This is a genomic window from Bacillus hominis (assembly GCF_030348325.1).
In the GTDB taxonomy this organism is placed as follows: Bacteria; Bacillota; Bacilli; order Bacillales; family Bacillaceae_G; genus Bacillus_A; species Bacillus_A hominis.
On record NZ_JAUCFS010000005.1, the window covers coordinates 4,396,425 to 4,421,832 of the forward strand.

25 protein-coding genes and 1 riboswitch are annotated in these 25,408 nt (G+C 34.1%); of the genes, 5 read left to right on the forward strand and 20 right to left on the reverse strand.

The window, feature by feature from the left end:
* Window positions 1-7 precede the first annotated feature (7 nt).
* Together feoB and QUF93_RS25455 are read right to left on the reverse strand one after the other, a co-directional pair.
* Entirely contained in the window at window positions 8-1,996 is a 1,989-nt protein-coding gene (feoB, locus tag QUF93_RS25450) for a ferrous iron transport protein B (protein ID WP_289360589.1), read from the reverse strand.
* Complete coding sequence (locus QUF93_RS25455) at window positions 1,993-2,220, reverse strand: FeoA family protein (protein ID WP_098099400.1); 228 nt, start codon at window positions 2,218-2,220, stop codon at window positions 1,993-1,995. Before QUF93_RS25455 ends, feoB begins: the two co-directional genes overlap by 4 nt.
* A gap of 194 nt (window positions 2,221-2,414) precedes the next feature.
* A riboswitch (TPP riboswitch) is annotated at window positions 2,415-2,516 on the forward strand.
* Between the two features lie 85 nt (window positions 2,517-2,601).
* Between QUF93_RS25455 and thiT the strand changes: the two genes are divergently transcribed.
* A complete protein-coding gene (gene thiT, locus QUF93_RS25460) occupies window positions 2,602-3,204 on the forward strand; it encodes an energy-coupled thiamine transporter ThiT (protein WP_289360590.1) in 603 nt (200 codons plus the stop codon).
* 207 nt (window positions 3,205-3,411) lie between these two features.
* Here the strand turns inward: thiT and QUF93_RS25465 are convergent, their stop codons facing one another.
* From QUF93_RS25465 to QUF93_RS25495, 7 genes are all read right to left on the reverse strand, one after another.
* Window positions 3,412-5,265: a sensor histidine kinase gene (locus QUF93_RS25465; protein WP_289360591.1), complete on the reverse strand. Its 1,854-nt coding sequence runs from the start codon at window positions 5,263-5,265 to the stop codon at window positions 3,412-3,414.
* Window positions 5,262-5,951, reverse strand: a complete 690-nt coding sequence (locus QUF93_RS25470) for a response regulator transcription factor (protein ID WP_289360592.1) — start codon at window positions 5,949-5,951, stop codon at window positions 5,262-5,264. Before QUF93_RS25470 ends, QUF93_RS25465 begins: the two co-directional genes overlap by 4 nt.
* Before the next feature lie 192 nt (window positions 5,952-6,143).
* Window positions 6,144-6,764 carry a class D sortase, LPxTATN-specific gene (locus tag QUF93_RS25475; protein ID WP_289360593.1) on the reverse strand — a complete coding sequence of 207 codons (621 nt, stop codon included), beginning with the start codon at window positions 6,762-6,764 and terminating at the stop codon, window positions 6,144-6,146.
* An 89-nt stretch (window positions 6,765-6,853) separates the two neighbouring features.
* Window positions 6,854-7,300, reverse strand: coding sequence for an LPXTG cell wall anchor domain-containing protein (locus QUF93_RS25480; protein ID WP_289360594.1), 447 nt, complete (start codon window positions 7,298-7,300; stop codon window positions 6,854-6,856).
* A 163-nt stretch (window positions 7,301-7,463) separates the two neighbouring features.
* Window positions 7,464-10,085, reverse strand: a complete 2,622-nt coding sequence (locus tag QUF93_RS25485) for an S-layer homology domain-containing protein (protein ID WP_289361015.1) — start codon at window positions 10,083-10,085, stop codon at window positions 7,464-7,466.
* Window positions 10,086-10,245: 160 nt separating this feature from the next.
* The gene (locus QUF93_RS25490) at window positions 10,246-10,578 is read right to left on the reverse strand and encodes a hypothetical protein (RefSeq protein ID WP_289360595.1); all 333 of its coding nucleotides are present in this window, start codon (window positions 10,576-10,578) and stop codon (window positions 10,246-10,248) included.
* A 185-nt stretch (window positions 10,579-10,763) separates the two neighbouring features.
* Window positions 10,764-10,979: a hypothetical protein gene (locus QUF93_RS25495; RefSeq protein ID WP_002123363.1), complete on the reverse strand. Its 216-nt coding sequence runs from the start codon at window positions 10,977-10,979 to the stop codon at window positions 10,764-10,766.
* Between the two features lie 162 nt (window positions 10,980-11,141).
* Here QUF93_RS25495 and hpt point away from each other — a divergent pair, with 162 nt between their 5' ends.
* The 3 genes from hpt to QUF93_RS25510 all read left to right on the forward strand — a co-directional run bounded on the left by hpt (window position 11,142) and on the right by QUF93_RS25510 (window position 13,131).
* Window positions 11,142-11,669: a hypoxanthine phosphoribosyltransferase gene (hpt, locus tag QUF93_RS25500; RefSeq protein ID WP_002123365.1), complete on the forward strand. Its 528-nt coding sequence runs from the start codon at window positions 11,142-11,144 to the stop codon at window positions 11,667-11,669.
* Window positions 11,670-11,899: 230 nt separating this feature from the next.
* On the forward strand, window positions 11,900-12,802 hold the full coding sequence (locus QUF93_RS25505) for a diacylglycerol/lipid kinase family protein (protein ID WP_289360596.1): 903 nt from the start codon (window positions 11,900-11,902) through the stop codon (window positions 12,800-12,802).
* A gap of 149 nt (window positions 12,803-12,951) precedes the next feature.
* Window positions 12,952-13,131, forward strand: coding sequence for a cold-inducible protein YdjO-related protein (locus QUF93_RS25510; RefSeq protein WP_002015777.1), 180 nt, complete (start codon window positions 12,952-12,954; stop codon window positions 13,129-13,131).
* 217 nt (window positions 13,132-13,348) lie between these two features.
* Here the strand turns inward: QUF93_RS25510 and QUF93_RS25515 are convergent, their stop codons facing one another.
* The 11 genes from QUF93_RS25515 to QUF93_RS25565 all read right to left on the reverse strand — a co-directional run bounded on the left by QUF93_RS25515 (window position 13,349) and on the right by QUF93_RS25565 (window position 24,169).
* Complete coding sequence (locus QUF93_RS25515; RefSeq protein WP_289360597.1) at window positions 13,349-15,196, reverse strand: FtsX-like permease family protein; 1,848 nt, start codon at window positions 15,194-15,196, stop codon at window positions 13,349-13,351.
* Between the two features lie 15 nt (window positions 15,197-15,211).
* Window positions 15,212-15,973, reverse strand: a complete 762-nt coding sequence (locus QUF93_RS25520) for an ABC transporter ATP-binding protein (protein ID WP_002123373.1) — start codon at window positions 15,971-15,973, stop codon at window positions 15,212-15,214.
* 175 nt (window positions 15,974-16,148) lie between these two features.
* A complete protein-coding gene (locus QUF93_RS25525) occupies window positions 16,149-16,364 on the reverse strand; it encodes a YkyA family protein (RefSeq protein WP_234812570.1) in 216 nt (71 codons plus the stop codon).
* A gap of 65 nt (window positions 16,365-16,429) precedes the next feature.
* Window positions 16,430-17,200 carry a rod shape-determining protein MreC gene (mreC, locus tag QUF93_RS25530; protein WP_289360598.1) on the reverse strand — a complete coding sequence of 257 codons (771 nt, stop codon included), beginning with the start codon at window positions 17,198-17,200 and terminating at the stop codon, window positions 16,430-16,432.
* Window positions 17,201-17,394: 194 nt separating this feature from the next.
* The gene (locus QUF93_RS25535) at window positions 17,395-17,760 is read right to left on the reverse strand and encodes a YxeA family protein (protein ID WP_289361016.1); all 366 of its coding nucleotides are present in this window, start codon (window positions 17,758-17,760) and stop codon (window positions 17,395-17,397) included.
* A 143-nt stretch (window positions 17,761-17,903) separates the two neighbouring features.
* On the reverse strand, window positions 17,904-19,412 hold the full coding sequence (locus QUF93_RS25540; RefSeq protein WP_289360599.1) for a sensor histidine kinase: 1,509 nt from the start codon (window positions 19,410-19,412) through the stop codon (window positions 17,904-17,906).
* Entirely contained in the window at window positions 19,396-20,097 is a 702-nt protein-coding gene (locus tag QUF93_RS25545; protein WP_289360600.1) for a response regulator transcription factor, read from the reverse strand. The genes QUF93_RS25540 and QUF93_RS25545 overlap by 17 nt, the downstream gene beginning before the upstream one ends.
* 28 nt (window positions 20,098-20,125) lie before the next feature.
* Window positions 20,126-20,740: a DedA family protein gene (locus QUF93_RS25550; RefSeq protein WP_289360601.1), complete on the reverse strand. Its 615-nt coding sequence runs from the start codon at window positions 20,738-20,740 to the stop codon at window positions 20,126-20,128.
* Entirely contained in the window at window positions 20,740-21,318 is a 579-nt protein-coding gene (locus tag QUF93_RS25555) for a class I SAM-dependent methyltransferase (RefSeq protein ID WP_002123387.1), read from the reverse strand. Before QUF93_RS25555 ends, QUF93_RS25550 begins: the two co-directional genes overlap by 1 nt.
* Window positions 21,319-21,462: 144 nt before the next feature.
* On the reverse strand, window positions 21,463-23,412 hold the full coding sequence (locus QUF93_RS25560) for an ABC transporter permease (protein ID WP_289360602.1): 1,950 nt from the start codon (window positions 23,410-23,412) through the stop codon (window positions 21,463-21,465).
* Window positions 23,399-24,169 carry an ABC transporter ATP-binding protein gene (locus QUF93_RS25565; RefSeq protein WP_070145265.1) on the reverse strand — a complete coding sequence of 257 codons (771 nt, stop codon included), beginning with the start codon at window positions 24,167-24,169 and terminating at the stop codon, window positions 23,399-23,401. Before QUF93_RS25565 ends, QUF93_RS25560 begins: the two co-directional genes overlap by 14 nt.
* Window positions 24,170-24,475: 306 nt before the next feature.
* Between QUF93_RS25565 and QUF93_RS25570 the strand changes: the two genes are divergently transcribed.
* A complete protein-coding gene (locus tag QUF93_RS25570; RefSeq protein ID WP_289360604.1) occupies window positions 24,476-25,348 on the forward strand; it encodes an AraC family transcriptional regulator in 873 nt (290 codons plus the stop codon).
* Window positions 25,349-25,408 lie beyond the last annotated feature (60 nt).

The following is a 25,408-nucleotide window of genomic DNA, read 5'->3' on the forward strand; positions in this document are numbered from 1 at the left end:
TCTCCTTCTAGAATCCGAGTAAGGATCCAACTTGGTATATAATGAGCGTTAATACATAAGCAACAACTAATGGATAAGCGACAGAGAAAATTGTCCATTTCATCGATCCTGTTTCACGTTTAATAACAGCTACTGTCGCTAAACACGGAACATATAATAAAATAAAGAACATAAATGCATATGCTGATAAGGCAGTATAATGTGCTCCCATTACATTTCCTAACACATCTTCTTTAACCGCATAAATAATTGCCATTGTAGAAACGACAACCTCTTTTGCTAAAAATCCAGTTAAAAGTGATGCCGCAGCTTGCCACGTTCCAAAACCGAGCGGTGCAAAAAGTGGTGCGATAAATCCACCAATCATCGCTAAGAAACTGTCTCCCATATCAACACCAAATCCTGATGGACCTGCATAGTTTAATAACCAAATGACAACAGAACCACCGAAGATGAATGTACCTGCTTTACGAACAAATCCTTTACCTTTCTCCCACGTGCTCAGCCATAACGTTTTCGCTTGTGGCACACGGTAAGGTGGTAATTCAATTACGAAAATAGATTTTTCCGCTTTTAAAATAGTAAGCGACATAATTTTTGTAACGAGTAATGCAAGAACAATACCTGCAACGTATAAAGAGAAAACAACAGTTGCCTGACTATGAGGGAAGAACACTCCCGCAAATAATGCATATACAGGTAAACGTGCTGAACAAGACATAAATGGTGTTACAAGAATTGTAAGTAACCTTTCTTTTTCTTGTTCAATCGTTCTCGCTGCCATAATACCTGGAACGTTACATCCAAAGCCGATAATCATCGGAATGAACGCTTTTCCGTTTAAACCGAAAAACTCCATAATTCTATCCATAACAACTGCAATTCGTGCCATATATCCTGAGTCTTCTAATAATGAAATGAAAAAGAATAGTGCAAAGATTTGTGGAACGAATACTAATACCGCACCAACTCCAGCAATAATACCTTCTGTAACGAGTGCTTGAATAAAGTCAGAAGCGCCAACACTTGTGAGCCCAGCTGTAACCCAATCAGTAAGTTGTCCGCCAAAAAATCCATCCAGCATATCCGATAAAGGTGTACCAATCCACGTAAACGTAACCTGAAAAATAAAAAACATAACTGCTAAAAAGATTGGAAGTCCTAAAATTTTATGTGTAATTAACTGATCGATTTTTTCCGAAAAAGGAATTTTCCCTTCTTTCTCATGCTGCATAACATTTGTTTTTAACTTTTCAATATACGCTTCACGAGTTTTGTAAATGTACTCTTCCAACGTACAATCAAGTTTTCCATCTAAACGAGATCGAATGGCTATAAGTTCCTTATAAATTGGTAATGCTTTCATTTCTTTTTCTACTACTTCGTTATTGCTTAAAAATTGTAGGGCTAACCATCTCGGATGCTCATAATTCGCTGTCTCTAAAAGAGCAATTGCCTCTCCAATCCCTTCATCCATTTGTACACCATATGAAATAATGAATGGCTTTTTCTCTTTTTGTTTCTCTTCATGAAGAGTAGTAAGTAGTTCTTCACAGCCTTTTCCGGTTCTTGCGATGACAGGAACGACTGTTACACCTAATATTTCTGATAACCGTTTTACATTAATCACAATTCCTCTTTGCTTCGCCACATCAACCATATTTAAACCAATTGAAACCGGCTTACCAAATTCAAGTAATTGCAACGTTAAATGCATATTTCGCTCAAATTGCGAAGAATCCACAATATTTAACATATGATGAAATTCGTCTGTTAGTAGAAAATTCGTAACGACACCTTCATCACGTGAAACTGGATTCAAATCATAAACGCCTGGTAAATCAATTAATGTTCCTTGCTTATCTTTTAATTTACCAACCTTCTTTTCTACTGTTACCCCACTCCAGTTTCCTACATACTCATAAGAACCAGTAAGTGCATTAAATAATGATGTTTTCCCTGTATTCGGATTCCCTAGCAAAGCTACCTTATTCACGCTAATTCCACCTTTATCATTTTCGCGTCACAATGACGAATACTAATTAACTGTCCACGACACTCCAATGTACAAGGACCTTTGAACATCGCTTTCTGTTTCAGCCGAAGCTCGCTTCCTTCCGCCAGGCCGAAAGCAGCCAGTCTTCTCTTTAGTAACTGATCTAACGACTGAATATTTTTCACTAACACTTTCTCACCAATTTTAATATCTACTAAGCTCATAACCTTCCCCCTCAGAAGAGAATGATAATTATTTTCAGAAAAATTATATCATACTCTATTTCTCTAGCACTATCCCCTTTTGCTTCATATTTATTAACATTTCACTACAATTATATTTCAATCATTGTCATACTAGATTCATTTGCCATTCTCACCCATTTCGATTAAAATGAACAATAGCAAATAAAGAATCTCGTTATCACAGGGGGAGCCTTATCGCTGAGAGGGAACATTTCGTTCCGACCCTTAGAACCTGTTAGTTAATACTAGCGCAGGGATTGTGCAAACGTCCGAAATACATACCTCTTTTTTATTTACGTATTTCGTATCCTCCTATGATAATGTTCTTTTTTGTACAACTTGGATTTAGGGGGAGACAACATGCGTAACACCAATTTACAAGCGATGATCGAATCTGCAATCCTTGCAGCCTTCGCCATGATTATCGACATTTTACCATTATCACTTAAACTTCCAACAGGTGGTTCCATTTCATTTGCAATGATTCCTATTTTTATTATCGCATACCGCTGGGGCTTCAAAATGGCTTTCTTAGGAGGATTAATTTGGGGACTATTACAAATTGTTGTAGGTGATGCTTACATTTTAACACCTATTCAAGCATTCATTGAATACTTCATTGCCTTTGCCTTTATCGGCTTTGCTGGACTCTTTTATAAGCAAATTCAGCAGACCTTAATTAACGGTGAAAGAAAGAAAACAATTTCCTATATTATCCTTGCTACATTTATCGGTAGTTTAGCTCGCTATTTCTGTCACTTTATCGCCGGTATTATTTTTTGGGGACAATACGCACCGAAAGGACAATCAGCTGTGCTATATTCATTAATCGTAAACGGTAGCACAATGATTGGTTCCTTTATTCTATGTACAGTTTTACTTATATTTTTATTTACAACTTCACCACGCTTATTCAAAAGCATTGGTGCTTATCAAATGAATTCACAAAAAAAGGGCGCTTAATTAGCGCTCTTTTTTCATATCGTAATATCAATAATAAATACAATAAATGCACAAAAGAAAATAAATACCATCACACCTAGTAAATTGCTATTCACGGCTAATCTACTCCTTACATAACCTCATTTTCTATTCAAAGTATACTGTTTAAAAATAAAGATTAAGTAAAGATAATATGAAATTAAATTAAAAAAGCGTAGATTGTATTATCTACGCTTTTTTCGGTAAATAGAAGTAAAATAACACACCATCTTCTGTATTCTTTACCCCATATTCAGCATTGTGTAGTTCTAAAATATTCTTTGAAATAGCAAGCCCAAGCCCCGTTCCACCTTGCGAACGCTGGCGAGCTGCATCCACGCGATAAAAACGATCCCAAATTTTATCTAACTGTCCTTCTTCAATGTGAGCACCTTTATTTTCAATACACACTTTTATACGATCCTTCTCGTCTATTGTAGAAATAATGATATCCTCTTTATTTGGTGTATAACGTATTGCATTCGTAATAAAGTTCACAATGACTTGTTCAATCCGATTTTGATTTGCACTCACTTCAACTGAGCATATATTTTTATGAACATGAAGTTCTTTTTTCTCTATCTCCACAGAAAGCTGTTCGCATATGTCTTCAATTACTGTATCGATATAAAATAAATCCTTTTTCATTTTATATGTGCCTGACTCAAATTTAGCTAACTCAAGCATATCCAAAATTAAAGTATCCATTTTATCTACTTCTCGTTCCATCGCTTGAAAATAGTAGTCTTTTTTATGCTCAGCTACCCCATCTTTTAAAATAGAAATACAACTTTTCATAATACTTAACGGTGTTTTTAATTCATGTGAGACACCAGAAATGAATTCTTTCCGCGTCTTTTCTAACTTTCTTTCCTTTTCAATATCTTGCTCTAACTGTCCAATATGAGAATGAAGTTTATTAGATAGTACATTAATATTTTTCGATAAATCCCCAATTTCATCTTTTGAAGTAATCGGTATTTTTTCGGTGAAATCTAAATGAGCTATTTTCTTCGTTGTATCATTTATTACTAGTAATGGTTTTGCAATTTGTTTTGAATAATAAAATGAAGCTAGAAAAATAAGAACAACCACAAATGCAATGATATATATGTAATAATCTTGTACCATCTGCACAGCCTCATCTACAGGTTGTAAAGAAGCCATCGCATATATATATGTGACCGATCCGTCTTTTTCTTTTATTGGCTTGATTAATAATTTATATTTTATATCATTCTTTTCATAATCCATTGTTTGTATTGAATATTGGATTTGATTACTTTCTTTTAATACTAAATCAGTTTGAAAATCCTTGATGCTATCTAAGAATATACTATTTTTATAAATTGGATTCACAGGACCTTTTACATCAGGTAACTGTACTTTTGTAACACGTCCTCCTATGTATACGCCAGATTCCTGATTAGCTTCTTCCTGGACGGCCGGTTTCTTTTCCTTAACAAGTTGTTCTTGAACTGCTTTCTTTTTCTCCTCATCTAATTTACTCATTTTCTCCTTAAATGCTTTTTCTAACGGTTTATTAGATCCACTTAAATCCCGTTTGCCTAATTCGAAAAAAAAGGGAATAAAGCTCTCTTCTTTTTTCACTCCAGAAAAATCAATTTCTTGATTTAAAACTTCACTTGGTGTTTTACTTTCAATTTCTTCTATATTGATGAGATAGTACAAGGGCATGATGAATGTTTGTTTTCCAAAACTTTTCTGATTCCTAGGGTCTATCGTTACCTCAAAATAAAAATCATCCGCATATTTTAAATTTCCATTTCGATCTAATGTCGTAATCCACGTATTATTTTCTCTTAAAAAGTCTTGCTCCAGCTTCTGAATTCCTTCTGCACTTCCTGCATAATTTAAATAGTTTTTTTCAAAGGAATTTAAATTCACTTTAATATCTTCCACTTTTCGATTCGCATAATATTGTTTAAAAAATATCGTTTGTCCAATAAATATTGTCGCTAATATTAACATACATAACGCTGTTGTAAGGATAAATAATTTTAGTACAATCCCTTTTCTCATACATTCCCCTCAAATTTATATCCAGTTCGCACTACAGTTGTAATGTACTTTGCTTTCTCCCCTAATTTATTTCGTAAATTACGAATATGGCTATTAACCGTTCGATCATCACCAGCAAATTCATATCCCCAAATTCTTGAAATTAATTGCTCTCTCGTTAAAACAATCCCTTGATTTTTCATGAAATACGCTAATATTTCAAATTCGGTATGTGTTAAATTAATGTCTGTTCTATCTACAGTAACAGTACGTGACGGAAAATGGACGGAAATACCATGAATTGATAACGTATCATCTTCATTCTCTAAAAGTTGCTTTGTCACTTTTCTGCTTTCTAACACCCTTTTCGCTCTTGCTAATAAAATTGGTGGACTATATGGCTTCGTCACATAGTCATCTGCTCCAAGTTCAAATCCAAGTAACGTATCATCCTCATCAACACGTGCCGTCAACATAATAATAGGAACCCCGGACGTCTTACGGATTCTTCGGCAAACAGACCACCCATCGAGTTCCGGTAACATAATATCGAGTATAACTAAATCAACCGCTTCTTCTTCAAATAAGACTAAAGCTTCTTTCCCATCTCTTGCTTCAAACACTACATATTGTTCACTCAAAAAGTAATCTTTTAATATTTCACGTAAAATATCTTCATCTTCAACAATTAAAATGTTTTTTGACATAATTTATATATCCTCCTCTCACTTTCAGGAACTACAATTTTATCCCGCATTAACGGGCAGTAAGACTCCCACCTCAAAATTCGGCACATGCGAGGAAATTAGGTGGGAGATTAACTGCCCGTAAAAGCCCGATTGGTTCAACTAATAATCCAAGGGAGGATGGACAAGACCCCCTCGGATTAAAGTTTCACTTTATTTTGAATGACTAGCAGTTAACTTCGCCTCAATAATATATCTATCTGGTGCATCTCCTATATAATCAAATGGATAGCAAGTCGTCAGTGTTAATATTGGTTCTTCTTTTTTTATAATAACAGTACGATCATCCGCATGGGTAATCCATGTCTTTTGAATTTCATATGTGTAAGTTTTATTATCATACTCTAATATAAGAGTATCCTTTTCTTTTAACTCTCCTAAATCTGTAAATACAGTATCTCGATGCCCACTCAGTACAGTATGTCCCCCTCCAGATGGCGTTGTCGTTAAATCACTAACGAACATACCAACTCCTTTTTTCAATGTTGCATCATTTGCTCCCCAATATATAGAAAACTTCTTCTTTATTTTCGGTATATTTAACATAGCTACCTTTTCTCCTTCTTTATGCCCTGTTTGAGAAGAAGGTACTTTGGAAGTTACAGGTGTTTCATGAGAAAGTTGATTATCTTGTATATTTTTAAGGCTCTCTATTTCTTCTTTCGTTAATTCTTGAGCAGAGCTTTTTCCTTTATACCATTCCACAGCATAATATGATCCTATAAATAGTCCTATAGCCATTAATATAATACCGATATAATTGAGTAACTTCATGCTTCATCCCTCCATGCAAAAAATGGTAGGAGTAACCTACCATTTTTAATATATGAAATTATTCCATTCTTTATAGGCTAATATTTTATTTACGCTTTAACCTTACTGCGACGATTCAATCCAAATAATGTACCTATTGCGACAAGACAGGCGCTTAATGCCATCATTGCTACATTATTTGATGCTGTGTTTGGTAATTTTTCACCTTGTATAACTGGCTTGGCTACTTCTTTTTTGACTGCATCATTTTTTTGTTGCACTTGTGCTGCTTCTTTTTTCGCTACTTCATTCTTTTGTTGCTCTTTTATCGCTGCTTCTTTTTTTGCCATATCACTTTTTTCTTGTACTTGCACCGCTTGCTTTTTCTCTGCATCATTTTTTTGCTGTTCCTGAATTGCTGCTTCCTTTTTAGCTACATCTGACTGTACTTGCGCTGCTTCTTCCTTTGTTAATGTTCCAGTAGAAGCACTCGCTACTGAAGAATAACCTACTGTTAAAAGTGCCATTGCACAAATTGGTAATAGTTTCTTTTTCATTTTATTTCTCTCCTCTTATACGTTTTACATCACGTCGCATCGGATGTATCACTAGAATAAACAACAGATGTAAATATAAGATGCAGATGAAATGGAGTTCTGTTAAAGATTTCATTATAAAAAAAGGTTATCCAAAAATAATCTTTTGGATAACCTTTTTTATTTAATCTACACTTAAAGCTTTCTTCCCCATTTGGTTATAAATACTTGCAAACCAACTCTTACTCACTTTCACATTTTTCGTGCCATAAAACGGATCATTATAATATACGTAATTATCATCGACACCTGTTAAAACGACCGCATGAGTATTCATTCGTGCATAAATTGTTTTTCCACTTGGTGTTTTCCATGTTGTAATTGGTCTTGGATTATTTAGTGCTACAGTTACCCAAGTAACAACTGGTTTCCCATTTCGCACATAATCTTCTAGGACTGAGAAATCATTTCCTGTTAAATTCGTTCCTCTTGCATATTTATCTAACAATCTTTTTAATGGTTCTGGATTAATAGAATATCCTGGCGTATTTCCTGTCACATCACCTACAAACCCTACATCTGGATCTCCCCAAATTTGTGATGATGTTTTATAGTTCTTTAATTTCGTTTGATCAAAAGGCATTTCAAACGCAAATGCTACTTTATTTAATGAGCGACCAATTTGATGTTCCACAAGCATTTGTAAAGAAACTACTTCACAGCCATTGTGTAATTCTGGGAATTGGTAAATTGATGGTACGTTCAATATCACTTGACTACGATTAATATTGCCTTCATTAACCCATTTCAAACCATTATTAGTTTGTATTTGAATCCAACCGCCTTCTCTTTCACCATACACTTCTACTGTTTGCGGAGAATATTTCCCTGATACACGCGATACAAAACTAGGGCTGTCATATGCAAAAAATACTTTAGATAAATACTTTGTCTCCTTTTTCGTGTCTAACCATTGGTATCCTGCATATGTACTTATACGAAGCCACGTTCCTCTTTCTTCTACAACAGTTACTGTTTGTGGTCCATAATACGCTAAAACAGTCGCAGACCGTGACGGAGCATCATAAGTAGTAAAGTCTCTATCAATCTGTACTTTCTTTTCAGTTAGACATACCCATTTATAACCTAAACTCGTACGAATTTTAATCCAATCGCCTTCTCTTTCTTCTACAACCGTCACTTCTTGCGGAGTATACTCGCCTGAAATACCAGACGATAATGACCGTTCATTATATGTAACGAAGTTTTTCGTTATATTTACTTTCTTCTCAGTTAAGCACACCCACTTAAAACCCAAATCCGTATAAATCTTTATCCATCCACCTTCTCTTTCTTCATATACCTTTACTTCTTGTGATGCATATTCATTTGAAATACCTGATGATAATGATGGCTCGTTATACGTAAAGAAACTTTTCGTTATATTTACCTTTTTCACCTTTACTTCACTATCTTTAGATTTATCTGTTACCGCAACAAGTCGCGCTGCCTCAGCACGTGTTATCGATTTATCAGGTTGCCACTGTGTTCCATCAATACCACTTGATATACCTAACTCTACTAAAATATTAATGAATTTCTCGCCCCAATGATCCTTCACATCATTAAATAATGTCGGTAATTCTCCATTAACTTTCGAATCTAATTGATATGCTTGTACAAGCATTGTTGCCATTCCCGCTCTTGTCATTTGGCCGTACGGATTAAATTTCCCGTTTCCTTCACCTTTAATAACACCTGCTTTTTCCACCGCTGCAATGTAAGAGGATGCCCAAGTATCTTTCGAATCTATAAAGGTTGGCTTGTCGCCTTCTTTAACTTCCAATCCTAAAATTTTAGCCATAATTGTAGCCGCTTCAGCCCTACTTAATACGTTATTCGGTGAAAATGTTCCATCCGGCATTCCTGTAATTACTTTTTTATTCACTAAATAAGTAACAGACTCTTCCGCCCACCCTGGAACATCAGGGAATGATTGTGGTGCTGCTTGTAAATTACTTACTGCCCTCTTTAATTCTACTTCTCTTTTTTCCTGTTCTTCCTTTTTCTTTAATTCAGGCTCTTGTTTTTCTTGCTCTTCTTTTTGCTTTAATTCAAGCTCTTGTTTTTCTTGCTCTTCTTTTTGCTTTAATTCAAGTTCTTGTTTTGCTTCCTCTTCTTTCTTCTTTAACTCTATTTGCTGCTCCAATTGTTTCTGCTTTATTAGTAATTCTTCTTGCTGTTTCTTTAATTCTTCTCTCTTTTGCTTCTCTTTTAATTCAGGATTTATCTCTTCTTGTTTATTCTTTTCGTCTATTTCTAATCGACTATTCTCTTCAAGCTCTTCCTTCTTTGTTTGTTCCTCTAATTCATTCGAGTTTTTTTCTTCTTGGTTATTCTTTTCATCAATCTTCTTTTCTTTTAGTTCTAACGGATTCTTCTTTTCAAGTTCTTCTTGTTGTTTCTTTAATTCATCTAATTTCTGCTGAACTTCTTCTAATTGCCCTTTATCTTCGCTACCTTGTTTTAGTAATTCTTCTTTTTTCTGTTTTAATTCGTCAACCTTAACAAATAACTCTTCCTGCTGTTTCAAAATATCTTTTCTTTTTTCTAATTCCATTTGTTGCTCTTGTATAACTTCTAATTGTTTTTGCAATTCACTTTGCTTACTACTATGTATAACTGGTAAAGCTTCTATACTATTTCTCGTTTTATTTTCAATTTCTGCTAAAGAGCTAGAAGGAAATGTTAATAGATTTGTTGCCAACAAACTCGCTACTGCAATTACACTATATTTTTTCATCATACACACCTTTTCTAATTTTACTTCCATCATATTTCCTACCATATGTAAAATGTAAGATTCCTTTATAATCATAACAAATCTTTCATACGCTAAGGGACTTTTTATGGACAAGAAAGAAGCACCGTATAAATACGATGCTTCTTTGGGTGTGTCTCAATATTTACATGTTACTTTCGCGTGATTTAGAAGTAGAATTGGCCGGAGCGATAACTAATTGTCTCGGCTCAGTTTTCTTGAAGTGATTTTTGACGTTACACTTACTACGTTGAGCAACCCACGCTTTAATAGGATTTGTTAAAATAATTTTTTGCTCTTCGTTAGGGGTCTCTTCTTCCAATTTACAACTTTCGCTCCATTTACGCCATTTCATTGTAAATTTAGAAGAAGAATGATCGTCTTCTCGATCAAACAAGTGCAAAAAATCCATTTCTCCAGCTAGCATTACGGTGTTACTAGTCGCTAAAAAAGAAAAGGTTGTCCAACGTTTCTCCATGCCCTCCTACTCCTTTTTCACATATAGAGTGCCTAATACTTAATTCACCTAAAATATGCTTACCTTTTACCTTACACTTATAGTTTATCCAAAACACTACTATGCAACTATCGATTTGTCTTACAACTACCTTACATTTTTGTAAGAAAAGAAAAAAACCTTCACTCTATATACGTGAAGGTTTCTCATTTCTTATCCATATGATCTTTCATATTCTCAACTCCAGCTTCTTGTAGCTGTGACATCATGCCATGAGAAATTGCGCCTAATACTAAAGTCATTCCAATTAGTGAAATGCGAATTGCAGGTACATCAATTATGTAAGCCAACAGACCAAGAACAATTGTTAAAAGTAATGCTTTTATAAATGTTACACTTGTGTATTGTTTCTTTTTCATCATAATCACCCTTTTACGGAAGCGTTTTCTTAATATATTTAGTATATCATATCATCAGATGATTTTTCCGTTGTTTTTGTAAAAAAAGACTACCTTCTTTGACTTTTTCTATTCTATCCTTTACAGTCGAAATGTTCACAAGTTTTACACTGTAGGAGGATTCCAATGAATATTGAAATAAAAGACACTTTAATTTCTGAAGAACAATTACAAGAAAAAGTAAAAGAACTAGCGCTTCAAATCGAACGTGATTTTGAAGGAGAAGAAATCGTTGTAATCGCTGTATTAAAAGGATCTTTCGTATTCGCTGCTGATTTAATTCGTCACATTAAAAACGAAGTAACTATCGACTTTATCTCTGCATCTAGCTACGGAAATCAAACAGAAACAACTGGAAAAGTAAAACTATTAAAAGATATCGATGTAAACATTACTGGAAAAAACGTAATTGTCGTAGAAGACATTATCGATTCTGGTTTAACACTTCATTTCTTAAAAGATCACTTCTTTATGCATAAACCAAAAGCATTAAAATTCTGTACGTTACTTGATAAGCCTGAGCGCCGTAAAGTGGACTTAAAAGCTGAATATGTTGGCTTCCAAATTCCAGACGAATTTATCGTTGGCTACGGTATCGACTGCGCAGAAAAATATCGTAACTTACCATTTATCGCTTCAGTTGTAACGGAATAATATAATAAAATAAAGTGAAACTTTAATCAGTGGGTTTTTTTCTCCCACTGATTATTAGCCTTCACCAATCGGGCTTTTACGGGCAGTTAATCTCCCACCTGACTTCCTCGTATTCGGCGAAATTTGAGGTGGGAGTCTTACTGCCCGTTAAGCGGGGTAAACTTCCATCAATTACTGATGGAAGTTTATTTTCTATCACGATTCGTAAAAGACAAAGGGAGAGAATAAAAATGACAAAGACAAAATTTGAAAAAGTACTCCTCATCGTAAATCCGAAAGCTGGTCAAGGTGACTTACATACAAATTTAACGAAAATCGTACCACCTCTTGCCGCAGCTTTTCCTGATCTACATATCCTTCATACGAAAAAACAAGGTGATGCAACAAAATATTGCCAAGAGTTTGCTAGTAAAGTAGATTTAATCATCGTCTTCGGTGGTGACGGAACTGTATTTGAATGCACAAACGGCTTAGCCCCTCTTGAAACTAGACCTACACTTGCAATCATTCCAGGCGGAACTTGCAACGACTTCTCTCGCACACTTGGTGTTCCGCAAAACATTGCAGAAGCAGCAAAACTTATCACAAAAGGACATATAAAACCAGTTGATGTCGCAAAAGCAAACGGACAACACTTCTTAAACTTCTGGGGCATTGGACTCATCTCTGAAGTATCAAACAATATTGATACCGAAGAAAAAGCAAAGCTTGGTAAAATTGGTTACTACTTAAGCACCATTCGAACTGTCAAAAACGCTGAAACATTCCCAGTAAAAATAACATACGACGGACAAGTATATGAAGACGAAGCCGTCCTTGTCATGGTCGGAAACGGCGAATATCTTGGCGGTATCCCTTCCTTTATTCCGAACGTAAAATGCGATGACGGAACACTTGATATTTTCGTAGTCAAATCAACGGGTATTCAAGCATTTAAAGATTACATCGGAAAGAAACTATTTGAAGACACAAATGAAAATGACATCTTCCACATAAAAGCGAAATCCATTCATATTGAAACAGAAGAAGAAAAAGAAGTAGATACAGATGGAGAAAGTTCGCTTCATACACCTTGTCATATTGAATTATTACAAGGACATTTTACGATGATTTATAATCCTGCGGTTGTATAATCACTATTCCACTATAACTTTAATAATTACTAAACTTCGCATTTTTCAAAAAAATATAGTATGATGAATAAATAAAAGGTTGTTAACAAAAATGTTAACAACCTTTTTTGTTTTTTCTAAAAAACTTTTCAATTTAAAGGAGCGATCACATGTATTGGAGAAAAAATGATAAACCTGTAGAAGAACCAGAAGCAATTGCTGTGTGGGAATGCGAAGCAGACGACTGCCTTGGATGGATGCGTAAAAATTTTTCTTTAGAAGATAAGCCGCAATGCCCATTGTGTAAAGGTGACATGAAAAGCGGCGAAAGATTACTACAGAAGTTATAATACCTTTCCCTCTTTATCTTTTATATACTGAAAAAATAGAGGATTTTGTTTCTCCTTATCTACAGTACAAGTTGCTTCCTAATTACAAATAATGAAAGAAGCAGCTATTACGTAGAATAGCTGCTTTTTTGAATTTATAACTTCTTCATCGCTATAAATTCCATATAATATTTCCCGAAATTTATCTCTATTCATCATCCCCCTTACTCACTACATACTACACTTCTTTCGGAAGAACAATTTTTTTATACAATTGAACTGTAATGAAATAATAAAACACATAAATGACTAAGAAAATAATAATCGGCAGCCAAATACGGAAATATGGATTATCTATTAAGAACGAGAACATGTTCATTCCGACTACTACGTGCATTATACCTACGATCGCTGGGAACAAGAAAACTAAAAGTAACTCTTTATAAATTGATTTCGTTAATAGCTCATAACGCACACCAATTTTACGAAGCATTTGATAGCGAATAATATCCTTTGAAGCACCAGAAAGAATTTTAAACATTAAACAGCTTGCCAGCATCGCTAAGAAAGCTATGCCTAAGAAAAATCCCATAAATACTGTTCCACTGTAAGTACTGTAATATCCTTCATACAGCATATATTTACTCAAAAGATGTACTTCTTTCATATCTTTATATCTAGCTAGCTCTAATTCATCGATTTTTTTCCATTCTTCTTTATACGTGATAAAATTGTCCGTTTTCCCCAGCATTATAATTTCTTCTTTACCTTGTATCCCGTCATACATCTTTTGATCTACAATTTGTATCTTTTGACTAGGATTCATATATGTCTTTTGAAGAGACCTTAAAACATTTCCCCACTCTTCTGGAATTACATTGGTATTATTCTCATTTTTTTCTTGGCTATGACTTAAAACGGCTCCCGCAATTAGCTCCCTCGAAACAGGAACGAATCGGCTACTATTCTCGTCTTTTCCAGTACGTGTTAGCGGACGATTTCTTTCCAAATCTTCTTTCAATTGATAAATAAACTGCTCATCTACTTTGTATCGATATTCATTCTTTTCTTTAAATGTAATACTATCTAATATTTTCTTTTCTTCTGCTGTGGGATTTTTAATTTCGACATCATAGTATTCTGCACTCTCCACCATATTTGTGACATTATTTTTTAACGCCATACCACTGGAGATTGCACCCGCACCGAGAGCCACTAACATAGCAACTGTCGCTAATACTTTCGTTAAACTATTAATAGAAAAACTTAACTGTGCAAACGTAAACGCATTGATTCCTTTTTCACTACGATTTTTATTCGCTTTTAGTTTGTTAATAATAATGGGAAGGAATGATGCAAATAGCATGTAAGTTCCTAATGTTACTGCAATTGTAGCAATGATAAATCCTGATTCCTTTAACTCTTTCATATAAATCATCGAAGCATAACCAACTGCTAATAAAATAATTGATAAAAGTGCTACTATATTCGTTAGTTTTCCTTTAGTAGGCGTACGCTCTGTGTGACTATTGGAGTGAACGAGTTGTAATAGTGAATTACGCACTAGTTTCATACCATTCATAATTGCGGACAACATAAATAATGCAATGAAAAAGATGAAAGTAACAATAATTGATGGTACATAAAATGCATGATAACCACCGCCAGTAAATTCTAGTTCCTTCATCAGTAAATGTCCAACGCCTTGCGCCAAGATTATACCGACTATCACACCTACTATAAGAGATACTATTCCTAATACAATTGTTTCAATAAACATGAGCAATGTAATTTTATGCTTTTTTGCCCCTAATACCATATACATACCAAATTCTTTTTGCCGAAGTGATAATAAAAATGAATTGGCGTATAAAATATAAAATAATGTAATGAAACCTAATAAAAATGATCCTGTTTGGAAGACTGAAAAAATTCCATCCATGGAATTCCCTTCGATAAACGTTTTATTTAACGCTAACGTTTGAAACATATAAAAAATTGAAATAGACATAATAAGCCCAACTAATAAGACCATATAGTCTTTTCGTTTACTTTTTAGTCCCGACATGGAAAGTTTGAATAACATGTTGAACCTTCTTTCTTATGCTTTTTGTGTACCTAAATCTGCAAGCACATCTAAAATTTCTTTATAAAACTCTTCACGAGTACCTCTGCGATGAATTTCTTTATACAATTCTCCATCTTGGATGAATAAAATACGTCGGCAATAACTTGCGCTTAATGGATCGTGTGTAACCATCATAATTGAAACATCCTGTTCTTCATTTAAGTTGGTCATCGCCTCTAATAAACTTTTCGCATTTTTAGAATCAAGCGCTCCTGTTGGCTCATCTCCTAAAATTATTGCTGGCTCATGTACAAGTGCACGAGCCGCCGCCGAACGTTGTTTTTGTCCACCAGATACTTCGGACGGATATTTTTGAAGAATCTCTGAAATTCCTAACATCTCTGCTACCTTTTTCACCTTTAATCCAATTCTTTTCGAATGAACACCTTGCAGAGAAAGCGGTAATGCAATGTTTTCATAGATTGATAAATTTTCAAGTAAGTTAAAATCTTGAAAGATAAACCCTAGTTTCTCTGAGCGAAAATCAGATAATTCCCCTTGCTTCATTTTCGTAATATCTGTTCCAGCAATTTCAACAATTCCACCTGTCGCTTTATCTAATGTAGAAATTACATTCAATAATGTTGTTTTTCCTGAACCAGATGGTCCCATAATCCCAACGAATTCACCCTCTTGAATCGAGAACGATACATTCTTTAGTGCATGCGATTGGCTCTCACCTTTTTTACCGTATACCTTTTGTACATTCTTTACCTCTACAACTGATGCTTTCATATATATCCTCCTACACTTCTTTTCCAATTTTTTCTTTCTTTACATATTTTCCGAGCATTTCTTAACCCATTTCTAAGTATAGATAGCATTTCTTAATAAATAGCAGCGGATATTCTTAACATTTCTTTAAGAATATGAAAAAGCCCCAAAGCTAGTAGCTTGGGACTTTTGGTTTCTATATTCTATTTGTTATATTCTTTTGTATATCCATTTTTATTAATTTTTGATACGAATCATTTATCTTCCTAAAAGATGCATAACGCTTTTTATAAATATCCTGTATGTTTTTTGCTTGTTTCTGAAGAGCTACATCTTCCATTTTATCTATAGATTTATGAACTGATTTTACTTCTTCTTGTGCTTTTCTAAAAGCTTTTTTTCTTTGTTCCATACTTTTTCTTATTCCTCTTAATCTTACTCTACCTAAAAAAAGAAATGATATTCATCTATACTTTGCTAACCTTTAGGTTCTACTAAAATGACATCTTCTAAATCATATAAATTCGCCTTTGGTTTTGCATAAATAATATGTGCAAGACCATATTTATCCGGCTCTTGTTCTATTACCTCTGCTACTTCAAGACCAGGTGGTATTTTCTGGCTCAATTCAGAAGTAATAATGCTATCACCTATTTTTATTTCTTTCGCTTTATCTGATGGAATATTTTCAATTCGAAGGGCTTGTTTTTCCTTATCATACCCTGTAACAAATCCTAAAATGGATGAATTATTTTGGAAGGTGATTGCTAAACGATTCGTTCGTTCATCTTTCGTAATTAATTTCACAATAGATGTAAATTGATTTACACTCTCTACCCTTCCAATAAAACCATCCACTGTAATAACAGCCATATCAACCTTTACACCATGTTGTACCCCTCTATTAAGAGCGATTTTCCCATACCAATCTTCTGCTAAACGCCTTACTACTGTAGCTTGAATTAAATTATATTTTCCTTGTTCCTTTAATTCTCTCGTCTTGTTGATAAGCTTAGTGAGGTTTTCTTTCTCCTCACTTAACATTTGCACTTTACTCTTTAACGACTCTTGGTGCTCGATTTTTTCTTTCAATACTCGATTCTCTTTATATACTTTATAAATGTCTTCTATATTGTGAATAATATTTTGTACATGCCTATTATTCGTACATACATATATCATCAATAAAACAAAAAGAATAATTGAAAGAAATAATAATATTTTCCTCTTAGAAACCTGCATAATCATCCTGTTACTCCTTACCATTTTTTATCTACACAATATAGAATACTAGTAGTTGTATACAGAAGAAATGCAGTTTAGATAAAGTTCAGATAATCTTTATCTTCTTTATAAAAATTTTAGAAATTATCATATACTGCCATTACATTTGAAGCTTGATCGTTACTTTATCTATTGAATACAACTTATCATTTCTATAACTAGACATGCTTTATTGTTACTTTTTCTTTTGCTTTAGCGGGTATTTCATCACCTTGTATTTCTTCCCATTTCATACCATAAGTCCCTTTAGATTTAATCTTTAAATGTGCTCCTATTCGTAAATGTTTTGAAGAAGTCATCATAATTTTTTGTTCTTTACCAGATTCATCATATCCTTTAAATTTATAGTTCCATCTACCAAAACCATTACTTTTGGCTTCATATTCCCCATCACTGTCGACAACAGCATAATAAATATCTTCTTTAATAAATGGATTCATTTGATCTACAATTGGTCCACCTTTCACTACAAGTAATGTAACTCCAACTATAATCAATATCATAACCGCACTTAATTTTTTCATATAACTTTCGATTCTCCACTTCTCTGTTTTATTAGTCAACGTCCACCTGAATGATGGAATAAGACTCTCTCTAAATCGATAGCAACACTATCGCTCATTCTTCCCTAATTAGAAGGTAACCGATATTTCTAATGCCCTTCTAATTAAATTGGCAATAAGATAATAAATTGAATAACCCCATTTTCATATTCCGCTCGAATTTCTCCTTTATGCAATTCAACAATGCTTTTTGCAATTGCAAGCCCCAAGCCTGAACCTTCAACAGCTCTACTTCTAGATTGATCTTTTTTATAAAAACGCTCAAATAAGTTCTCTAACTCTTTTTTTGTAAATTCTTCACTATGATTCGCTATAGAAATTTTGATATGCTGTTCTTCTCTTTGAAGTGAAACCTGAATTTCCGCTTTATCTATACTGTATTTAATTGCATTTATTAAGAGATTTTCAAACACACGTACCATTTTTTCTGAATCCACAACGGCATATATACGATCTTCCTGAAATTTTTTCACGAATGAGAGATTATGTTCCTCCGCTTGTGGTACTAGCTCTTCTATTAACTGATCAAGTAGTTCATTCATACACACTTCTTGCGAATCTAACACCATATTTTCATCTGTTAGTTTTGTATACTCAAACAAATCCTCTATTAACATCTTCAACTGCTCTGATTTTGAGAAAGCAATTTTTATATACTCATCATGCTGTTCTTTATTTTCATATTTCGCATCACCTAGTAAGCGTAAATACCCCATAATAGAAGTAAGTGGTGTTCTTAAATCATGTGATACATTTGTAATCAATTCACTTTTTTGTTTCTCTATTTGTTTTTCTTTTTCTATATTAGCCAAAAGCTTTTCTGCCATTTGATTAATATTTGAAGTTAATACACCTATTTCATCTTGACCTGCCTGTTTGATTTTATATTGTAAGTTCCCTTTCGAAAACTCTCTTACTCCTTCTGCCATTGCTTCAATCTGATTCATCTTCCTTTTCGTTATATAAAAGAAAGAAAGTAGAAAAGTAATAAAACCTAGTAAAGATGGGAATGGACTACTACCGTTCACTACATACTTTACATTTCCTTGTGGTATACCACTTGCAATGATATACATATTTTCCGTATTAACAGTAACCGGATAAAAGGTTGTAAACTCCTTACGCTTTTGTTCAGCTCTATCTTGAATTAAATTCTGTGCCTCTACATATCGTACTTGATCCATTTTAAAATCCATTACATTACGCATCGTCTCATGAAGATTAATCTGTTCTTCCGGTGCTCCCTTTGTTTTATAAACCACTTTCCCATTCTCATCTATTATTAAAACCTTCAATTGATTTTGATGATTCAATTGATCAAGCAGTTCTTGTATATTAATTTCCTTCCCTTCTTCCGTTATACTTTCAACAAGTCTTTGTGTCTGTCCATCAATGGCTTCCATGCCTGATGCATAATCAATGATAGAAATTTTATTCGTATCCTCGAAAAAGGAGGATGAAGACCACCCTACTAATACACCAAGTAATGTACAGAAAGTAAATGTAGCAATCAGCTGTACACGTATACTCTTTTGCAAATAACTAACTGTTTTACCTATCATTTTTTTTAAAACTTGATTCATCCATATTATCGGTTCAAATATCTTTCTCAATCTTGTAGCCAACTCCCCATACTGTTTTAATGTAACGAGGCTTCCTTGGAATTGCCTCTATCTTTTCACGTATTTTCCGAATATGTACCATCACAGTATTATCGGATTGGAAAGCTTGCTCTTTCCATACTCTTTCATAAATTTGCTCTGCATTTAATACCATTCCTTGATTTCGTGCAAGCAATTCTAATACCTCAAACTCTCTCGGTGTCAATTTCACCTCTTCATTTGCAATAATGACCTGCCGCGTTGCTATATTTATCTTTATATCTCCAACTTCAAATACATTTTCATCTTTTACACTTGCCCCGCTCATTTTCATATATCTCCGAAGTTGTGATTTAATACGAGCAATGAGTTCAAGTGGATTAAATGGTTTTGCTACGTAATCGTCTGCTCCAGTTGTTAACCCTAAAATCTTGTCCATATCTTGCGTTTTTGCCGACAGCATAATAATGGGCATTTCCGCTATTTCTCTCACTTTCATACACATATGAATACCATCTATTTTCGGCATCATAATATCAAGTACAATTAGATGCACGTCTCTTTTCCTTACTATTTCTAACCCATCTTCACCATCTCCAGCTTGTAATACTTCGTAACCTTCATTCTTCAAATAGATGGCGATAAGTTTTCTAATTTCCTTCTCATCGTCCACGATAAGTATCGTTCCTTTACTCACAAAATCTCCTCCAGCATCATTTACCAAACTATGAATGTTGCTTTATTTCACTCACTACTGCATTCTTCTTATGCATATACACATAAGAAATACTAGAAACCATGATAACGATACCACCAAAATGTATACCATACTCGGTCACAAGGGTTACTATCATTTCTATATGCTTTCCAAATATAGAGCCTAGTACAAAGTAAACTAACGTCCAAACAAATCCTGTTACATATGAATAAATCGCATACGTTTTAAATGACATGTTATTCATTCCTACTAAATACGGTACGATATGTCTCACAACGGGGATAAAATAACTTATTACTAATGCATAATGACCATATTTCCCTACTATCTCTTGTGATTTTAAAAGGTACTTCGCCTTCTTCTTTTTCATCAATTTTCCAAGCACTTTTATGCCAAATATTCTCCCTAGTATGTAACCTAAAGAAAGCCCAGATACAACGCCTAAATATGTTAATAAAAATGCAGGAATGACACTTAATACGCCTAATGAAGATACAAATCCACCACTCATTACAATCATTTCATCTGGAATCGGCATACCGATAATACCAAGCCATAAACAAAAAAATAGTGCCCAATAACCATACTGCTCAATGTATGATATTAATTCATGTAGCTCCATTATGCATATGCTCCCCTTAGCTCTTTTTTACAGCTAAAGACGTAGGCTGGCGGGAAATTAAACCAAACTTTTTCTAGTGTAATTTCAGGGAAGAAATGCTGTATAAATCCTTTTTTTACAAGTGAATATTGAAATGTAATGAATTCACCACTCTCATGTATCGCTTCCATTGCGTTGTTTAAAATGCGTTTTGAAACCTCTTCCGGTAAAGATGTGAAAGGCAATCCTGATAAGACGTAATCAATGCATTCTATATTGAGCTCTTCCATATACGTCTTTATATTTTCAGCTGAACCGTGTACAACAATGACATTCTGCTCATCTTTAAATTTTCTCTTTAGCTCTTTGAAAAACACTTCATTAATTTCGATAAGAAGAAATATTGTCTCCTTCTTCTTTCGCTTCATAATTTCTTTCGTAAAAACTCCTGTACCAGGACCTAATTCCACAATACACTTCGCTCTATTAAAATCAATTACATCTACCATTTTCTTTGCTAATATTTTTGAACTTGGCGCAATCGCACCAGTATGTTTCGGGTGTTTAATAAATTCATGTAAGAATGTTATGAGTTGCATGTAAATCTCTCCCCATTCGTTCAATAGTTTTTAACTTGTGTCTAAGTATAACTATCGTTTCTTAACAAAAATTGAGGAGATTTCTTAAGATTTTATGAAGAAATCAAAAAACAGCTACCGCTTATAGCGATAGCTGTTCCTTTATTACTTCGCGCTCACAATCTTATAATAAGAACGAACTGTTAAGAAGTAATATCCGATATAAATAACGCTGTATACTCCGATACTAATTAGAAGCGGAATCATAATTTCAAATGGTAGTATGTTCCCTAAACCTTTTAATGCAAACAGGCTGTGCAGGATTCCGATTACTAACGGAATCGCAAAGATAAAGCTCACTTGTTTTGCAATAGCTTTTTTCATCTCTTGTTTCGTTACACCGATTTTATGAAGGACAACGTAACGCTCACGATCTGCACTTGCTTCTGTTAGCTGTTTGAAGTAAATAATAGAACCTGTTGCTAGTAAGAATACAAGTCCTAAGAACATTCCAATGAACATCATTAGTCCAGTTGCTTCAAGTCCCATATGGAAACCAGTATAGAAGTCTCTAAATGGTGGTGCCATTTCTGATTCACCAGCTGGCATCACTTTTGTTAATTTTTCTGTTAATACTTTACTGTTTCTTTCATCTTTTACATCAATATTTTTTACAACGCGTGTTCCAAATGCTTGCTTCGCTTGTTCATACATTTCATCTGGAACGACAACAACTAATTCACCTAAGTTCGTAATTGCATTATTATTTACACCTTGAATTGTCAATGTCTTCGTTTCATTTCCAATTTGGAATACCGCTTTATTTCCTTTATATTCAGGGCTAAACTCATACCCTTCAATATAAGAACTATCATATATAAACGCTTCTCCAGTAGCTACATTCACTGTTTCCGCATCGATTTTTTTCGCAAGTTTGTTGAATTCAGATTGAGATATAAATTGATATTTCTCTGAGATACTGTAGTTCATATTAAAGATGAAATCGACTTTATCTCCTTCAAACTTTCCTTTTACAGGAACCATCTCAACTTCAAATTGATCTTTTACAGGGTGATTCTCTTTCTCTTCAGCAAAAATCGCATTTACTTTCTTATCTAGTTCTGCATCTTTCTTCTCATAAGAGTAGCTGTATGGTGCAACTGCTTTTGATTGTGTAAATGTGTTGTAATACATCGTAACTGATGTACCAACTGCTGTTAATGTTACCGCACTTAAAATAGAAATTGTCGCAAGTGACTTTGCATTCCCTTTAATACGATATAGTAACTGTGACGTCGTTACCATATTCATACCGTTATAAAACGATGATTTATTATTTCTTGCACGTTTCAATACGAATACTGTAAAGAACATAAATAGTAAGTACGTACCTAATACTGTCGCAAGTAAAATATAAAGTGCAATTGCCATAAAGTCTGCATACTTAACTGCCTTCATAAACATTAATGCTAAAAAATAACCTGAACCGATTAAGAAAACTGAAATTAATGCCATAATTACTGACCCTTTTGGCATTGCTTCTCCTTCGCGTTCTGCACGGAAAAGTTCAATTAGCTTGAATCGATAAATTAAACGATACCCTTGAAGTGATGTATACAATATAATCACAAAGAAAATAATTGTTGTATCAACAATTGCAGCCATCGGTACTTCAAAATGAACATTTAAATTTAACCCCATCATACTTACTAGTAGTTCAAGGAATAGTTTTGAAAGAACGCTACCAATCGCAATTCCGATAATTAAAGACATTAATCCCATTAACATATTTTCATAAAAGAGCATTTTACCGATTTGTTTTTTACGAATACCTAGTAAAGAATATAATCCAACTTCCTTTTTACGTTTACGTGTAAAGAATCCGTTCGAATATATAATGAACACCGCTACGAAGATGATAAGCATGACACTTGAAACTTGAAATGCACCGCTAATTTTTTTAGAACCTTCCGCAGCTTTTTCCATTTGTGAATTATACTGCAACGCCTTAAATGTAAAATAAATGACGATGCTAAATATCATAGATGCAAAATATACAAAGTAGTCTTTAAAGTTCCGCTGTATGTTGCGGAGGGCAATGCTAGATAAGGTCATCAGCCATACCTCCAGAAATGGAAGACATTACGTCAACGACTTTTTGGAAGAACTGTTTACGTGTTAATTCACCGCGGTGCAATTCTTTATATAACTCACCATCTTTAATGAAAATAACTCGTTTACAATAACTCGCCGCAAACGCATCATGTGTTACCATTAAAATTGTAGAATTATCATATTCATTTAACGACTTCATACTTTCTAATAAATCTGTCGCTGATTTAGAATCAAGTGCTCCAGTTGGCTCGTCCCCGAAGATCATACTAGGATTTGTAACGATTGCACGTGATGCTGCGCAGCGTTGTTTCTGTCCACCAGATACTTGATATGGGAACTGACTTAAAATATGATCAATACCGAATTTCTTCGAGATTTCAAGAACACGTCGATCAATTTCATTTGCCTTTACTTTCGATAAAGCAAGAGGTAACGCAATATTCTCTTTCACCGTTAACGTATCTAATAAGTTATAATCTTGGAAAATGAAGCCTAAATGATCGCGGCGGAATAACGCTAACTTATCATCATTCATTTTCACGATATCTTTTCCATCAATTAAAATTTCACCGTTCGTCGCATTATCAATTGTAGAAAGAACGTTTAGTAAAGTCGTCTTACCAGAACCAGAAGGTCCCATAATTCCAACGAACTCACCTTCTTTTACTTGTAAGTTAATACCTTTTAACGCTGCAAATTTATTACCACCCGTGTCATATACTTTTTCAATATTTTTTGCTTCTAACACTGTTTTCATCTCGACATCCCTCATTTCTTCTATTCTCTATTTTCAACTATATACACTCTCTACTCTTGCCACTATCGATGTTTCTTACACAAACATGACAGTTATGTAAGGCGCATAAGTAAAGACATAAAAATTTAACCTAATGAATGAAAGTACTTTGTTACTATAACATTGGGATATCATACCATCCATTCATTCTCCTTACAGGAACATTACATTTTTGTAAGGTTAAAAATGCACCCTACAAAGTTGTGCATGAAATGTCGGATGGAGCTATTTCGTTCCTGCTATTCTATGTACAGAGGAGGTCATAGTATGGATTCACTTAAAAATATGAATGCAGCAATGCGATATATTGAAGATAACCTTACAAATGAAATTGATTTTAAAGAAGTTGCCAGGCTAGCTCTCTGCTCTGAATATCACTTTAAAAGGATGTTTTCATTTTTAGCTGGCATATCGCTGTCAGATTATATTCGCTGTAGACGACTTACTCTCGCTGCCTTTGAACTAAAAAACAGCAATGTAAAAATCATTGATGTCGCTATTAAATATGGCTACAATTCACCTGATTCATTTACTCGTGCATTTCAAAACTTGCACAGCATAACACCTTCAGAGGCCCGAAATAGTAGTCATTCTTTGAAAGCTTATTCACCGATGACCTTCCAACTATCCATTCAAGGAGGAAACGAAATGAACTATCGAATTGAAGAAAAAGAGCCATTTCGAATCATTGGTATACAAAAGCGCGTCCCAATTATTTTTAACGGTGTAAATGAAGAAATTGCTTCTATGTGGAAAAGTTTAGACCACGAATCTATTCAAACATTGAAGTCACTTTCAAATATTGAACCTACAGGAATTATTAGTGCTTCTACTAACTTTTCTGAAGGGAGAATGGAGGAAAGAGGCGAACTCGATCACTATATTGGAGTAGCCACAACAAAGGATTGTCCAAAGCAATTCAAACAACTTGAAGTTGCGGCTTCAACGTGGGCTATATTTGAAGCTGTCGGTCCATTTCCTGAAACATTACAAAATGTATGGGGCCGTATTTATTCCGAATGGTTCCCTTCTTCGAACTATGAACTAGCGGAAGGGCCGGAAATATTGTGGAATGAAAGTAAAGAGGTATCCTCGCCGAATTTCAGAAGCGAGATATGGGTACCTGTTTTGAAAAAGTAATATAAAGGTCTAAACTGTTTCAAAATAAAGAAGCTGCTCTTCCTCTTTAAAGGAAAAGCA